This is a genomic window from Paraburkholderia sp. J63, assembly GCF_905220245.1.
GTDB lineage: Bacteria > Pseudomonadota > Gammaproteobacteria > Burkholderiales > Burkholderiaceae > Paraburkholderia.
On record NZ_CAJMZF010000022.1, the window covers coordinates 1 to 13,954 of the forward strand.

Consider the following 13,954-nt stretch of genomic DNA (forward strand, 5'->3'; position numbering starts at 1 on the left):
GATGGATCGGGAAAGATCGCGTCGCCGATGATCGCCCGGAACGGCCTGCTCGCACGCCATGGTCCTTGCATAGCGTGCGAGCAGGGTCATGTGAAAGTCCTAGAACTTGTGGCGTATCCCAACCATGACCACGTTCTGGTTCGAACTCGTGGAGGGAACGTTGCCATAAACGGCGGCAACCGCGTATCTTCCAGCCGCGGCCTGGAACGTGTCGTAAATGTAGACATCCGTCCGTTTCGACAAAAGATAATCGAGGCTGATCTGCGCGGTATGCCAATGCGCACGCGAATCGGCTGCACCTCCATAGCGGCCCAATGAATAGATATAGGCCGCGCCGATCGAAAGCGCGGGATTGATGAGGTAGCTATACGACGTATCGAAGTTGGTCAGCGTAAAACTCGTCCCATCGAGGTAACGGTAGTTGACCTGATCGACGATGACGTTCCACGTTCCCCGCGTCCCGAATTGAACCGACGATCCAATGCCGTAGTTGCGTTGCCGCTCGGTCCCGGCATTGCGATTGAGCGGACTCGTGCGGAATAAAAAGAACGGGGCCGCGGCGTAGTCGTCGGTCACGGCGCCAGCCGTGTTCGCGGTTCCGGGGCGATCGAGTTCAACGTACGCCGCTGCAATTTTGAAGCTGGACCCCGTATAGCTGGCGCCGGCGCTCCATGCGCGATTCAACGAGAATGCGCCTGCCGCGTTGCTGAAGGCATAGAGCAGCGACGCGTTCAACCCGCCAACGGTGGGCGAAACGTACTTCACCGAATTGTTATAGCGCCAACTGCCCATCAGATTGTCCGCGTCGCCAGGATGTGCGGCCAGGCCGTTCGTCGTCATCGGCGCCATCGGACTCAGGTAGTCCCAGAACTCGTCGTATTGCCGCCCGAACGTGACGGTGCCGAGCCGCTTGTCCTCCAGGCCGACAAAAGCCTGCCTGCCGAACATCCGGCCGCCCTGCTGGAACGCGCCGTTCGTGACGTCGAAGCCGTTCTCGAGCTGCGCGACCGCGTACAGATTGCCTCCCAGGTCTTCGCGCATTTTCAGACCCCAGCGAGAGTTCTGATTGGCGCCGCTCAGCATCTTGTAGACGTGACTGCCGCCTGAATTATTGACCCACTCGACACCCACCGACATGATGCCGTAGAGCGTGACACTGCTTTGAGCAAAGGCATTAGCCGACACAAGCAAGGTACCAACGAAAAGACAGCGCTTCAATTGTTTGATCTCCAAATCGTTTTTATGATTGCAATTTCAGGAACGATGACCGGCAACACGACGATCAGTGCTGCGAACCTGTCTACCCGCATAAACCAGCACGGCGATGCCGCCCGTAATCAGCAACGCGGCCAGAACGTAGAGCCCCGCATCGAGCCTGCCCGTGGTCGTCTTGATCCAGCCGATCAGCGCCGGACTGAAGAAGCTGCCGAGTTGCCCAAGGCTGCTGATGAGCGCGAGCCCGCCCGCCGCGCCCGTGCCGGAGAGATGGTCCTGAGGCATCGACCAGAAAATCGGTAGCGCGGCGAACGTCAGAACAACGGCCACGCTGAGGAACAGCAACGCCGAGTACAGCCCTCCTCCATAGAGGCCGATCAGGCAAAGCGCGACGCCGCCGCCGATGGTGCAGACGGCGTAGTGATGGAACCGTTCGCGATGTTTGTCCGAGTGGCGCGAGATCGCGACAATGCCGATCGCGCCGATGCCGTAGGGAATCGCGCTCAGCAAGCCCGTATCGAAGACGCTATGAATCCCGGCGCCGTGGATGATCGTAGGCAGCCAGAAGCTGATCGCCATCGTGCCGCACGTCAGCGTGAAATAGACGGCCGAAAACAGGTACACCATGGGATTGCGGAGCGCGGCACCGATCGACTTCGACGCGACCGCTTCTTTGGACGCCAGATCCGCGGCCAGATCGCGCTGAACGTGTTGCTTCTCCTCGTCGGTCAGCCAGCGCGCGTTTTCAGGGCCGTCCACAAGGAACAGCCGCACGACAACGCCCATGACGACCGCGGGAGCGCCCTCGAGGATGAACATCCATTGCCAGCCCGCGAGGCCATGCAGGCCCGCCGCGTACTCCATGATTGCGCCGGACACGATGCCGCCGATCACGCCGGCCACGGCCACCGCCACGAATAGCCACGCGGTCACCGAAGCCCTGCGCGCAGCAGGAAACCAGTAGGTCAGGTAGAGAACGATCCCGGGAAAGAAGCCGGCCTCGAATACGCCGAGCAGGAATCGCATGACGTAAAGCATCCACGGTGTCGTCACGAGCGCCATGCACGACGAGACAACGCCCCAGCCGATCATGATGCGCATGAAGGTGCGGCGCGCGCCGATGCGCTCCAGCAGCAGGTTGCTGGGGACTTCGCACAGGAAATAGCCAAGAAAGAAGACCCCGGCACCGAGCCCGTATACGGCATCGCTAAAGCCGAGATCGGTCTTCATCTGCAACTGCGCGAAGCCGATATTGATTCGATCGAGGAATGCGATCACAAAGCCGGTAAAGACAAAAGGCACGATGTGGCGGCTTATCTTCCGATAGAGTTCGGACATGTCCCTCGCCTGTGTCGCGGGATTCGGTTTCATTGAGGTCTCCAATATGTGACGCACGATTACGTCATCGTTTCCATCGTTCATTCCACGTGCGATTGTGGGAGAGCATGGACCCGGTCATTGTCATAAGTTCTTAGGGCGTGCTTTCCCTGATCAGGTGTTCCCGATCCGCTTTCTCAGGCGCTTACTTCGTTAGACGAAAAAAAGCCCATCCAACTGGATGGGCCGAATGGGTCTTGCGGGACCGTGATCGGGGGACCAGGAATCAGTTTTTCCCGCGAACCGAAACGATTTGATCGATTGCGCCGAATACCGAGCTGCCGTCGTCTGCAAGGATCTCTATCCTGATGCGATCGCCATCCCGCAGATACCGCTGCTGTTGATCGTCTGTCACGCCCGAGAGCGCCTGGCGAACGCGTGCTTCGGTGATGCAGGCGCTTCCGGTCGACGGATCCGCGTTGCTGATCGTGCCCGCGCCCACAATCGTGCCGGCACACAGGGCACGGGTTTTACTCAGGTGAGCGATGATCTGGGCGAAGTTGAACACCGTTTCCTCACCCGCATTCGGCGCACCAAATAGCTCGCCGTTGAACGCGATTTGCACGGGAAGATGCAGCATCGCATTGCGCCACGCGTCGCCGAGCGCTGCCGGTGAAATCGCGATGGGCGCGAAGCTGCTCGCGGGCTTGCTTTGGTAAAAGCCAAAGCCGCGGGCCAGCTCGCCAGGAATGAGTCCGCGCAGCGAGACGTCATTAACGAGCACGACCAGCGCGATGCAGTTCTGTGCCTGTTCGACGGTGGCGCCCATCGGGACGTCGGTGGTAATCACCGCGATCTCTGCCTCGAAGTCGATTCCGTGATCGGCGCTGACTGCCGTGATCGGCGCTCGACCGGCGAGCATGACGTCCGAGCCGCCTTGATAGACGAGCGGTTCCGTCTCATAGCCGGGCGGAATGGGCTCCTTGCGCCATTGATACATGAGGCGCGCGTGATTCCGGTAAACCGACGCATCGGCCCATTGATACGCGCGTGGCAACGGTGCGAGCGCCGCTGCGGAGTCGAATGATTCGCACGAGCTCCATCCACCGGCATCGAGCCGGCGACAGAGCGCTTCCAGTTGTGGCGCGACGTCCGACCAGTCGTCGAGCGCCGCTTGCAGGGTCCTCGCGATGGTCGGAACCGGCATGCAGCGCCGGGCGCTGGCCGAGACAATCACGAGTTCGCCGTCTCGCGTACCGTTTGGCCGCGTGGCCAGCCGAAGTGCGGCCGATGTCGTGCTCATGCAACCCCCTGCGATGCGGCTTTGCGTTTGGCCGATTCGGCCGTCCATTGCGCCAGTTGCTCATGGGCATGTTGCGCAAATCCACTGACCACCTCGGCTGAGGCGACTTCGGTGGTCAGTTCCAGGCGCAATCCATTGGGATCGAAGAAATAGATCGACTCGATATATCCGTCGTGGTCTGTCACACCGATCACGTCGACGTTATGGTCGATCAAGCGGGCCTTCATTTCCGCCAGTTTCGTGCGGCTTTCCACGCGCAGTGCAATGTGATTGACCCATGCAGGCGTATTCGCACTCGGAGCGGCGCACTGCCCATCGCCGAGGTCGAAGAATGCAATGTGCGAGCCGTCGAACATGCGAAAGAAGATATGCACATAGGGGCAATATTCGCCGGTGCTCGGCACGTAATCCTTCTTTATCACGTGAACCAGCGGTAAACCGAGAACGTCTTCATAGAAATGGCGCGTCTCTTCGGCGTCACGGGCGCGCCAGGCGAAATGATGGAGGCCGAGCACCGTGCCCACGGGAGCGGCGAGCGTGTTGTTCATGGCAGTAGGGTCAATAGTCGATGACGCAAAGCGTCGTGTTAGTGTCGGCAGTTGCCGTCATGCGGATAGCGACGGCGCGGGCAATGCACGCAGGGCGGCGGCGATCGCTTCTTCACAGATCTTTTCGTCGCCGATCTGCTCGAACAGAAGCAGCGCCAATCTCGCGAGGAACAGCGATTCCGCTTCCCTGCCCGCATGGCTTATGGCGCGAGCGCATCGCGTATAGAGCTGATCTCTCGCGCGCTCATTCAATTGAGACATGATTCCTCCACTGCATCGAAATTCGAGGCGCACGCGCGCGATATCGCCTCTCGCACGCGCGCTTGAGACGGGCGGTGCCAGCGGGCCGCAACGTGTCCGTCCGGGCGCACGAGGTAGACCGATCCATCGGTTGCGCCATAGGCTTGCTGGATCATCGCCATAAATTCCGCCGCGACGACGACTTCATGTTCGCCGCCGCTCGTTGCAATGTTTCGAATCTGAACCGGCACGGGTAGCGTTGTGACGCTGTCCTCCAGCGACTGGATCTCATCGGCGCAAAGGCCAAACGTGAGCACGGTGAAGCCGGGCGCGCGAAGGATGTCGCTGAGAAACCGGCCCTGATCGCGAAGCGGAACGTCGACCGCAACCGCACCGGGAACGGGGCCGCCAGCAAATGCGTCGGCTTCCGGCAACGCACCGGGAACCGAATAGGTGACCGTATTGGTTTGACGCGGATTCACCAGCGTGGAAATCGACGGGTTCTCTTTCGCGAGAGACAGACAAGCCTCCCGCATCAAGTCGAATCCCCGCGACGGGGGCGACATGAATTCCGTGCTGCGCATCGCACTGGCGGCGTTCTCATGGAACGCTTCAATCCGTTCGTCGCTGTAGCGATCGAGAAGCGCTTCGTCAGCGCCGTGTGCTACGACAAGCGCCAACTTCCACGCGAGATTGTCCGCGTCGTCAAAGCCCGAGTTGAGCCCGCGCACGCCAAAAATGGGCATCGCGTGAGCCGCATTCCCGGCAAACAGAATCCGGTCGTGCCGGTAGGAGTCCAAAGTCATCGCGCCCGCTCGATAGACCGAGGTCCAGACCGGTTTCCACGAACGATGGCCTTCGCCGATGGCGTTCAGATGCGTCTGCACGAATTCCTGCACGCGCGACGGCGAGAGCGCGTCTTCCGTCGAGTCTCCGGCGCGCAACTGGTAGTCGATGCGCCAGATGTTGTCGGGCTGGCGATGCATCAGGATGGTCGAGCCGCGCCACCAGGGCGGATCGAACCACGCGCGCCGCTCGGTGGGCGCATCGCTGGCAAGCTCGATGTCGATGATGACGTACCGCCCTTCGTAGCCCGTTCCTTTGAGATCGAGTCCCAGTGCTTTGCGAACAAAGCTCTGTCCCCCATCGCAGGCGACCAGCCAGCTTGCGCGGGTTTTGTACTCGCAGTCAGCGGATTCGACATCGATCTCGACCTCGGCGTCATTCGCCAGGACGCGGTTCACACGCGAGCCCCAGCGCACCTCGATCGTGCCGGGCGTGATCGCATTGACATGCTCGATCGCCCCGAGCAAAAAGTGCTCGATGTAATACTGCTGAAGATTGATCATCGGCGGCAGCTTCTCCAATGGATCATTGGGCATCTCGAAGCTGAACACCTCGTCTTCACGATAAAAGCTGCGGCCCCGGCTCCAGCGCAGCCCCTTTGCGAGGAATGCGTCGAGCGCGCCGAGTCTCTCGACAATCTGCAGACTGCGGCGGGAGATGCACGCCGCGCGGCTGCCCTCGCAAACGGAATCGTCCGCTTCGAGAACGACCGAGCGAACGCCGAACCGTGCGAGCCCCAATGCGGTAGCGAGCCCGACGGGTCCGCCACCGACGATGACGACGTCGTGTCTCGCGGGCTCCACGCCGTCAATCAGCGCGGGAAGCGTGGGGGGAAATCGCTCATAAATAAATGGCCCAATACGGTCGATATTTCCAGATGCGTCGCTCATAGACTGTCTCCTTCGTCGATTGCGCTTTGCACTGCGTTTAACGTCTAATGTGCGTGATGGAAGCGCCGACGTTATTGTTCAGCCAATGGACGCCCGCCGTTGTCATAAGTTCTTATGACGTAGAAACCCTGAGGAACCCGAGGAACGCGTGAAATACTGGAAAATCAAAGCGCCGCACGACAACGTCCCGCTGTCTTTCGTCACGAGCGTCATTGCGGGGATCGGCACCGAGGAGCTGGCGCAATACATCCTCGCCGCGATGCAGCCCTGGGTTCCCGCGAGTCACTGCACGCTGTTCGCGCTGGAGTCGAATGGCCGTGTCTCGGCGTTGTCGACCGCGAGCGCGCACGGCGCCGTCGCGTCGATTACGGCCGTCGATTACTACAGCAATCGATTCGACCTGCTCGATAACAACATGACGTGGCTTTCCCGCAAGCGCGTTCCGGCGCGTTCGCAGCTCTGGATGAGCCATCAGTTTGCGGAAGACGTGAGCGAGCCGAGATATCGTGAGCTCTGCTACACGAAACCCGGCATTCGCGAGCGAGCCTCGATATTGCTGCTGGACCGCAACGGATTTCGCGCGGCAATCAGCCTTTACCGCAATCTCTCATTCGAGCTGTTTTCCGAACGCGACTTCGACACGCTGACGCGTTACGCGCCAGTGCTCGAAGAGGCGGTGCTCGCGCACGTCAGAAAGACTTCGCGGCGCGCGGTGAGCGACGCGTTGCACCACCGGATTCTCACGAACCTCGCGCACCGTGAAAAGCAGGTCATCTCCTGGCTGCTCGCGGGAAAGACCTCGAGAGAAACGGCGGCTTTGATGGGGCTATCGGAAACCACGGTGTTGACGTACCGCTATCGCGCGTTCGCCAAACTGGGCATCAAGTCTCAGCGCGATCTGCTCACGACGCTCGACCAGCTTCCCGCGAATCTGGGCCCGGCCAGGAAAGCGGCGCGCGCAAAGGACGATCGATAACGCCACGGCGTTGCGATACGGCCGTATCAGGCCGAAGGCTCCTGCCAATAGCCTTCGCGCGCGTAGAGACCCGCAAAGAAGTCGAGGAACGCGCGCACTTTCGTTGAAACGGTTTTCTTGGGCGGATAGACGCCCCACACGCCCGGCGTCGCGGTGGAGGTGCGCGCCTCCCAGCCGGGCAGCAACTGCACGAGCTTGCCTTCGCGCAGCGCGCCGCCCGCGGCCCATTCGGGCAGCAGCGCGACGCCCATGCCGGCCAGCGCGAGCGAGAGCACGGCCTCGGTGTCGTCGACGCGCAGGCGGCCGCCCAGCTTGACCGTGACCTCGCCCGCGCTGCCGCGGCCCGAGGGACTCACGATGACCCACTTGTCCTCGGCGGTCAGCGGAAAGCGGATGGCCTCGTGCGAGGCGAGCTCCGCAGGCGTGGCCGGATGCCCGTGCCGCGAGAGATAGGCCGGGCTCGCGCAGACGATGCGCCGGTGCGTGGCGAGCTGCCTCGCCATCAGTTGCGAATCGGGCAGCACGCCGATGCGCACGGCCACGTCGATGCCGGCCTCGATGATGTTCACGACCTCGTCGGTCAGGACCGCATCGACGTTGATCTTGGGGTAGCGCGCCATGAATTCGGGCAGATGGCGGATCACGTGCCGGCGCCCGAACGACGTCGGCATGGTGACGCGCAGCACGCCTTGCGGCGCGCTATTGAGCGACGAGGCGGCCTCGCGCGCCTCGTCGAGGCTCTGCATCACGCGCAAGGCGCGCTCGCGAAACACGCGTCCGCCCTCGGTCAGCGTGAGGCCGCGCGTCGAGCGATTGAACAGCGCGATCCCGAGGTCGGCTTCGAGCTCGGAGATATAGCGCGAGACCGTCGACGTCTTGACCTCGATCCGCTCGGCCGCCTTGCTGAAGCTGCCCAGCTCCGCGGACTGAAGAAATGCCCGAATCGCCAAAAAATAATCGATCACCACCTTGCGCGCCTCCGCCCTCGTCCCGCCGTGTTCGTTCGTGCTCGTTCGTGTCCGTTCGCCCCTGCAATGGCCGGGGCGCCGTCGTAGCGCATTTTACCCGGCGGTCCGGTCCGGGGCGCGGGCCTCGCGAAGGCTATCCGCGCCACGCAAAACTGATTCCCCCGGAGCGCCGTTCTGCGCGCCCGGCCGCGCTCCTATAGTCGTGCTCAAGCCGCTGCGTTCCGCGATCCCCCCGCGGTTCCCGCGCAGCGAAACCCCTGCTCGACGAGCCCCACCTTCAAAGGAGTCAGAAGATGCAAACCCGGACCGATCCCTCGACGCTCAAGCTGGACGACGATTTCGCGACGCACGAAGCCGAATATTTCGAATACACCTCGTCGGCGAACCCGATCGGGGCCAGGCTGATCCCGCGCGTGCCGTACCGGACCTTCCTCTCGTCGCTCTACGACGACGGCCCGACGCGCATCGTGCCGCTCGACCTTGCCCCCGAACTCGGCTGCGACTACCCGGCCACGGGACCCGCGCTGCTCGCGAGCTTCATCCGCATCGTGGCGGGCGAGCAGGTTGCGGTGAACCCGAACGCCACCTCGCAGGTGTTCTACGTGCTCGAAGGCTCGGGCGCCGTGACGCAGGGCGATGCATCGTTCCTGTTCGGCGCGGGCGACTTCTTCTCGCTGCCGGGCGGCGCCAAGGCCGTGCTCGCGGCCCAGACCACCGCGCGCCTCTACTACGTGAGCGACGCGCCGCTGCTCAGCTATCTCGGCGCCACGGTTTCGCGCGCGCGTTTCAGCCCCACGCTCTATCCCGCGGAGCGCGCGAAGGCGGAGCTCGAGAAGGTGGCGAGCGCGCCGGGCGCGAGCCAGCGCAACCGCATCAGCGTGCTGCTCGGCAACGCCAACTTCCCGCAGACGCGCACGGTCACGCATTCGATGTGGGCCATGTTCGGCCTGATCGGCCCGGGGACGATGCAAAAGCCGCACCGCCACCAGTCCATCGCGCTGGACTTCATCCCCGCGGCGAAGCCCGGCGTCTATACGCTGGTGGGCACGGAGCTCGACGCTGGCGGGAATATCGTCGATCCGGTGCGCGTGGACTGGACGCCGGGCATGGCCTTCGTCACGCCGCCGGGCTACTGGCACGCGCACTTCAACGAATCCGACGACGACGCCTACGTGATCCCGCTCCAGGACGCGGGCCTGCAGACGTATCTGCGCTCGCTCGATATCCGGTTTGCGAGGTGATGCGGGGCAGCCGCGCGTGACGTGATGCGGCGTGGGGCGGTGGCGGCGGGGCGTTTCAGTAATTATCGAAAAATTACTGAAATCTCCCCCGCCCGGGCACTTTTCAGTAAAATATAAAAAATTACTGAAAACGCACCTGACATGCTCGGCTTACCGCTCTACCAACGTCACGACCAGGCCTTTTGTGCCCAGCTTGCCAACGTCGAGCAGGCCGCCGCCGCGCAGGACGCGGTGCTCATCGGCGCGCCGGGGACGATCCTCGAGCACAAGCGCGCCGACCTCGTCTACTACGCGCGCCAGTTCATGAACCCCGAGGGCAAGCGCCAGGAGGAAAGCCTCGGCGGCCCGCAAGGCGACCCCGAGGTGGAAGCACGCGTGGAGACGATGCGCGCGCGCATCGCGCAAGGCAAGGACCTCGTGAACCGCATCCGCGAACTCGCGAAGCTGGGCTTTCAGATTGCCGACAACAAGACCTATGCCACGATGGGGGTGCTGTACAACCACGGCCTGTTCCAGGCGGGGGCCGTGCTGATCGGCTCGCATGCCTACGCGGTGCTGCTCAACAGCCTCGGCATCAAGGCGCTCGCCTACGAGACCGAAGACGTCGACATTGCGCGCGCGCGGCAACTCGCGCTGCAGCACGTGCCCACGGGCGGCCTGCTCGCGATCCTCAAGGAGACCGGCATCGCCTTCGTGGAGGTGCCGCCGATGACGCGCGGCGCGCCCTCAACCTCGTTCAAGCAGGCGGGCGCGACGCGCTTTCATGTCGATCTGCTCGTGCCTTCGGAGGACGATTCGTTTCCGACCATCGCCGTGCCCGAGCTGGACGCGCACGCGACGGGGCTGCCCTACCTCGCCTTCCTGCTCGGCAAGTCGCAGATGGGCACGCTGATTTCGCGGCACGGCGCGGTTCCCGTCCGGGTGCCGGACCCGGCGCGCTTCGCGATTCACAAGCTGCTGGCGTCGCGCCTGCGCACCAACATGCTCATCAAGTCGCAAAAGGATGTGCAGCAGGCGTGCGTACTCCTCGCGATGCTAGGCGATCACCGCAGCGGCGATATCGAGGACGCTTGTGGGGACTTGCCCGTTTCGGCACGCGCGCTCGTGCGTCGCGCGCTGCCCGAGGTGCGGCGCCTGCTCGAGGCGCATGAGGGGGCGCTGGAGGAGCTTGAGGCGGGTGTGGGGGGTCATGAGTAGTGGTAACGACACTGCATGACGTAAGTGACGCCGTCCTGGACGATATATACGAGGCGATCGGCCTTCGTGATTCGTCGCGACCAGAACCCGGTAAGACTTCCCTTCAAAGGTTCCGGCTTGCCCGTTCCGCGAAACGGATCACGTGAAATTTCTTCGAGAAGCCCGTTGATCTCGCGAACGATCGCCATGTCCGTCGCTTGCCAATGGAGATAATCATCCCAGGCGTTGCTCGACCATGCAACTTCAACTGCGTTTACGGCTTCCGTCTTGTTTCTGGCCTTCTTTCTCTGCTGGTTCATCTATCAAGCCTCGCTTCGCGGTCTTGCCGGCATTGAATTCAGCGATAGATTCACTCAGCCTCTTCGCGTTAGCGGGCGACCCGAGCAAATGCAGCGTTTCCTGCATGCTATTGAAGTCGTCCAGCGATATCAGCACGACATGCTCCCCACGCTGCCGCGTGATGACTGCGGGTTCGTGATCCCGGCATACATCATCCATCGCCTGCTTCAAGCCGGCTCGCGCCTCACTGAAAGTCAGGATGTTCATCAAGAGCTCCAAGGGACGATGCTGCCCGCTCCCGATAGGGAAAGTTAGCGGTCAACAAACAGAATTTAGCGATCGGTCGACTGCCATCAGAATTTGGCAGTCAGTGGTCGAATAGCCGAAGTCCCGTAACAGCAGATCACGGGACAAAAGGGCAAGCATCCACTACGCCGATCATTGTACTTAGCATTGTACAAAACGTCAAGTTGCGCGAGCGCGTCATAGGTGACGAGCGGCGGGACCACGAAGGCGCCATGCTCGTGCATGAGCGCCGCTGCGGCCTCGTCGACGAGATTGCCGTGCTCGATCGTCCGCACGGCGCGTGCAATCGCGCGTGCGGTATAGGCATGCGCCATCACGTAGGTGTTGGCCGCTTCGGCCTCGCCGACGATGGCGCGGATCTCCTCTTCGGAGTACTGCATATTGGAGATGGGATCGACCGGCCAGGCCACGCCGCCCGAGGCCATGATCTTGATCTGCGTGGCGCCCTTCTGGATCGCCGCGCGGACGAAAGTCGCCGGCGACATCGAAGCGAGCGCGAGCGGACGGCCAAAATCGAGGACAATCAACGAATCGATATTGAAGACGCGCGCGACAGGAGAACATGCCATGCCATCCGCACCCGAATACTGGTTTCCGGCCAAGCGCTATGGCTGGGGCTGGGGCTTGCCGACCCGCTGGCAAGGATGGGTGGTGCTGATCGTCTACTTCGCGCTGATCGGCATCACCATACGCGTTGCCCCGCCCAACTATCACCTCTCGACTTTCATCTTGCTGGTCGTGCTCTACAGCCTCGTTCTCATCGCCGTTTGCTGGCTCAAAGGCGAGCCGCCTCGCTGGCGCTGGGGCAAGGATTGAAGCGCCACGTCGCCCACATCGCGCTCACGTCTTGAACGCCGCCTCGAAGCGCGCGGCGAAGCGGTCCAGCTCGGCCTCGGGCAAGTGGTTGATGCCTGCCGCGCGCTTCCTCCCTCCCCCGGTTTCGAACTGGCGGCAAAAATCGTCGGCGCCCGTTGCGCTGCTAGCCGGCACTCTGAGGCTCACGACGAAGCCGCCGCCCGACTTCGGCGAAAGCACGGCGAGCGCGCGGTCCGGCTCGCGTTGCAGCAGTTCGTTGGCGAGCGTGCCCGATGCCCGGCGCGCCCACGCCTCGCCCGGCAGCCGGATCAACTGGGCGCCCGGCACGTTGCGCGCGGCCCGCAGCGCATGCGCCTTCGCCATGTCGTCGCGATAGCCTGCGTCCAGCGCCGCAAACACGTCGTTTGCCTCGATGAACGCGAGCGGATCGGCGAACGGCAGCAGCGCGTCCGCCAGCGCTTCGGGCGCGAAATGCAGGTCGGCGACGGTCTCGCCGTAGGCGTTGTAGTTCAGCAGGATGCCTAACTGTTCGAGCCGACCACGCACTTCTCCATCCACGCCATGCGCGCGCGCGAGCGCCTCGCCGAGCGCGGGCAGCGCGTCGCCGTAGGCGGCCGCGATGGCCCAGCGCACGTGGCGTCCGCCCAGATAGCCGTTGACGAGCGCGCTCGTGCACACGTCGGGCGCCGTGTTGATGTGCGCCTCGAAGCGCGGATGCACGGGCAGCTCGCCAGCGAAATGATGGTCGAAATAGCGCAGCGATGCGCCTTCGCCCAGCAGCCGCTCGACGTCGCCGCGATTGTGGTCGTGCGAGACGTCGAGCACGGTGATCTGCACGCCCTCCCCCGCCGATACGCGTTCGAGCAAGCCGATGTCGCGTTTCACGCCCGTCACCAGCACCGCGTCCGCGCCTTCGGCCAGCCGCAGTTGCTGGAGCGCGCACAGCCCGTCCGCGTCGCCATTGAACGCGTAGATGGGCAACTGCACGCCCGCGCGCTTCGTCATGGAGCCGCCCTCGCTCATGGCATGAAGTCTCCGCCGTTCGCGTCGAGCGCCGCACCCGTGATCGCCTTCGCGTAATCGGAGACGAGAAAGAGCGCCGCCTTCGCGCAATCGTCGTCGGTCGGAATGTGGCCGAGCGCGATATGCGCCGCGATCGGCGCGACGATCTGCTCCTCGGGCACGCCATGCTCGGCCGCCGCGTGGCGCACGTAGCCCTGCACGGGCGCGCCCCACATCCAGCCCATGTGGATCGTGTTCGCGCGGATGCCGTGCGGGCCCAGTTCCTTCGCAAGGTACTTCACGGCGACGGCGAGCGCCCCCTTCGAAACCGCATAGCCGGCCTCGCCCACGAACGGCTTGCGCACGGCCTGCGTATTGATCATGACAATGGCGCCGCTGCGCTGCGTCTTCATGTGGGCCGCGACCTCCTGCGTGATCGTCATCGTGCCGACGAGATTGGTGTCGAACACCGCGCGCCAGCCGTCGAGATCCGCGCTCTCCACGGGTTCGGGAAAGTTGCCATGCACGAATGCGCTGTTCACGAGCGCGTCGATGCGGCCGAAGCGCGCCACCGTTTCCTGCGCAAGCTGGCTGCACTGTGCGCGGTCCGTAATGTCAGTCACGCATTTCAATACCTGGCAGTCCACACCGAGTTCATGGATGCGCGCCTGCGCATCGTCGAGCTTGGCCGCCGTGCGAGCGGCGAGCACGACTGCGCGCGCGCCCTCGCGCGCCGCTTCGACCGCAAGCTTGACCCCGAGTCCCGGTCCGATGCCGGACACGATCACCACCTTGTTGCTCAAGAGCATC

General features: G+C 63.1%; 15 protein-coding genes and 1 pseudogene. 4 read left to right on the top strand and 12 right to left on the bottom strand.

All coding sequences use genetic code 11. The features are described 5' to 3' along the window. Positions 1-99 precede the first annotated feature (99 nt). The 6 genes from U5775_RS22545 to U5775_RS22570 form a co-directional block, all read right to left on the bottom strand. Positions 100-1,185, bottom strand: a complete 1,086-nt coding sequence (locus U5775_RS22545; RefSeq protein WP_322060313.1) for a porin — start codon at positions 1,183-1,185, stop codon at positions 100-102. A 69-nt stretch (positions 1,186-1,254) separates the two neighbouring features. Beyond that, complete coding sequence (locus tag U5775_RS22550) at positions 1,255-2,586, bottom strand: MFS transporter (protein WP_322060314.1); 1,332 nt, start codon at positions 2,584-2,586, stop codon at positions 1,255-1,257. A 232-nt stretch (positions 2,587-2,818) separates the two neighbouring features. After that, on the bottom strand, positions 2,819-3,883 hold the full coding sequence (locus U5775_RS22555; protein ID WP_322060315.1) for a fumarylacetoacetate hydrolase family protein: 1,065 nt from the start codon (positions 3,881-3,883) through the stop codon (positions 2,819-2,821). Further along, positions 3,832-4,383 (bottom strand): VOC family protein, encoded by a 552-nt coding sequence (locus U5775_RS22560; RefSeq protein WP_322060316.1) that lies wholly within the window; start codon positions 4,381-4,383, stop codon positions 3,832-3,834. Before U5775_RS22560 ends, U5775_RS22555 begins: the two co-directional genes overlap by 52 nt. A gap of 57 nt (positions 4,384-4,440) precedes the next feature. After that, positions 4,441-4,644: a DUF2783 domain-containing protein gene (locus U5775_RS22565; protein ID WP_322060317.1), complete on the bottom strand. Its 204-nt coding sequence runs from the start codon at positions 4,642-4,644 to the stop codon at positions 4,441-4,443. After that, positions 4,632-6,359: an FAD-dependent monooxygenase gene (locus U5775_RS22570; protein ID WP_322060318.1), complete on the bottom strand. Its 1,728-nt coding sequence runs from the start codon at positions 6,357-6,359 to the stop codon at positions 4,632-4,634. The genes U5775_RS22565 and U5775_RS22570 overlap by 13 nt, the downstream gene beginning before the upstream one ends. Positions 6,360-6,507: 148 nt before the next feature. Here U5775_RS22570 and U5775_RS22575 point away from each other — a divergent pair, with 148 nt between their 5' ends. Continuing rightward, entirely contained in the window at positions 6,508-7,335 is an 828-nt protein-coding gene (locus U5775_RS22575) for a helix-turn-helix transcriptional regulator (protein WP_322060319.1), read from the top strand. 26 nt (positions 7,336-7,361) lie between these two features. Here the strand turns inward: U5775_RS22575 and U5775_RS22580 are convergent, their stop codons facing one another. Then, on the bottom strand, positions 7,362-8,297 hold the full coding sequence (locus U5775_RS22580) for a LysR family transcriptional regulator (RefSeq protein WP_322060415.1): 936 nt from the start codon (positions 8,295-8,297) through the stop codon (positions 7,362-7,364). Positions 8,298-8,596: 299 nt separating this feature from the next. Here U5775_RS22580 and U5775_RS22585 point away from each other — a divergent pair, with 299 nt between their 5' ends. Further along, positions 8,597-9,544, top strand: a complete 948-nt coding sequence (locus U5775_RS22585) for a cupin (RefSeq protein ID WP_322060320.1) — start codon at positions 8,597-8,599, stop codon at positions 9,542-9,544. 141 nt (positions 9,545-9,685) lie between these two features. Next, complete coding sequence (locus U5775_RS22590; protein ID WP_322060321.1) at positions 9,686-10,741, top strand: GSU2403 family nucleotidyltransferase fold protein; 1,056 nt, start codon at positions 9,686-9,688, stop codon at positions 10,739-10,741. Here the strand turns inward: U5775_RS22590 and U5775_RS22595 are convergent. The 3 genes and pseudogenes from U5775_RS22595 to U5775_RS22605 all read right to left on the bottom strand — a co-directional run. Continuing rightward, on the bottom strand, positions 10,732-11,040 hold the full coding sequence (locus U5775_RS22595) for a Txe/YoeB family addiction module toxin (protein ID WP_322060322.1): 309 nt from the start codon (positions 11,038-11,040) through the stop codon (positions 10,732-10,734). The genes U5775_RS22590 and U5775_RS22595 overlap by 10 nt on opposite strands. Further along, positions 10,985-11,287 (bottom strand): type II toxin-antitoxin system prevent-host-death family antitoxin, encoded by a 303-nt coding sequence (locus U5775_RS22600; protein ID WP_322060323.1) that lies wholly within the window; start codon positions 11,285-11,287, stop codon positions 10,985-10,987. Before U5775_RS22600 ends, U5775_RS22595 begins: the two co-directional genes overlap by 56 nt. 203 nt (positions 11,288-11,490) lie before the next feature. Then, positions 11,491-11,793: pseudogene (locus U5775_RS22605) on the bottom strand (amidohydrolase family protein); the annotation flags it as partial. A 100-nt stretch (positions 11,794-11,893) separates the two neighbouring features. Between U5775_RS22605 and U5775_RS22610 the strand changes: the two are divergent. Then, on the top strand, positions 11,894-12,142 hold the full coding sequence (locus U5775_RS22610; RefSeq protein WP_322060324.1) for a hypothetical protein: 249 nt from the start codon (positions 11,894-11,896) through the stop codon (positions 12,140-12,142). A gap of 24 nt (positions 12,143-12,166) precedes the next feature. Here the strand turns inward: U5775_RS22610 and U5775_RS22615 are convergent, their stop codons facing one another. Next, positions 12,167-13,165 carry an acetyltransferase gene (locus U5775_RS22615; protein ID WP_322060325.1) on the bottom strand — a complete coding sequence of 333 codons (999 nt, stop codon included), beginning with the start codon at positions 13,163-13,165 and terminating at the stop codon, positions 12,167-12,169. Next, complete coding sequence (locus tag U5775_RS22620) at positions 13,162-13,953, bottom strand: SDR family oxidoreductase (protein WP_322060326.1); 792 nt, start codon at positions 13,951-13,953, stop codon at positions 13,162-13,164. The genes U5775_RS22615 and U5775_RS22620 overlap by 4 nt, the downstream gene beginning before the upstream one ends. Position 13,954: the final 1 nt, after the last annotated feature.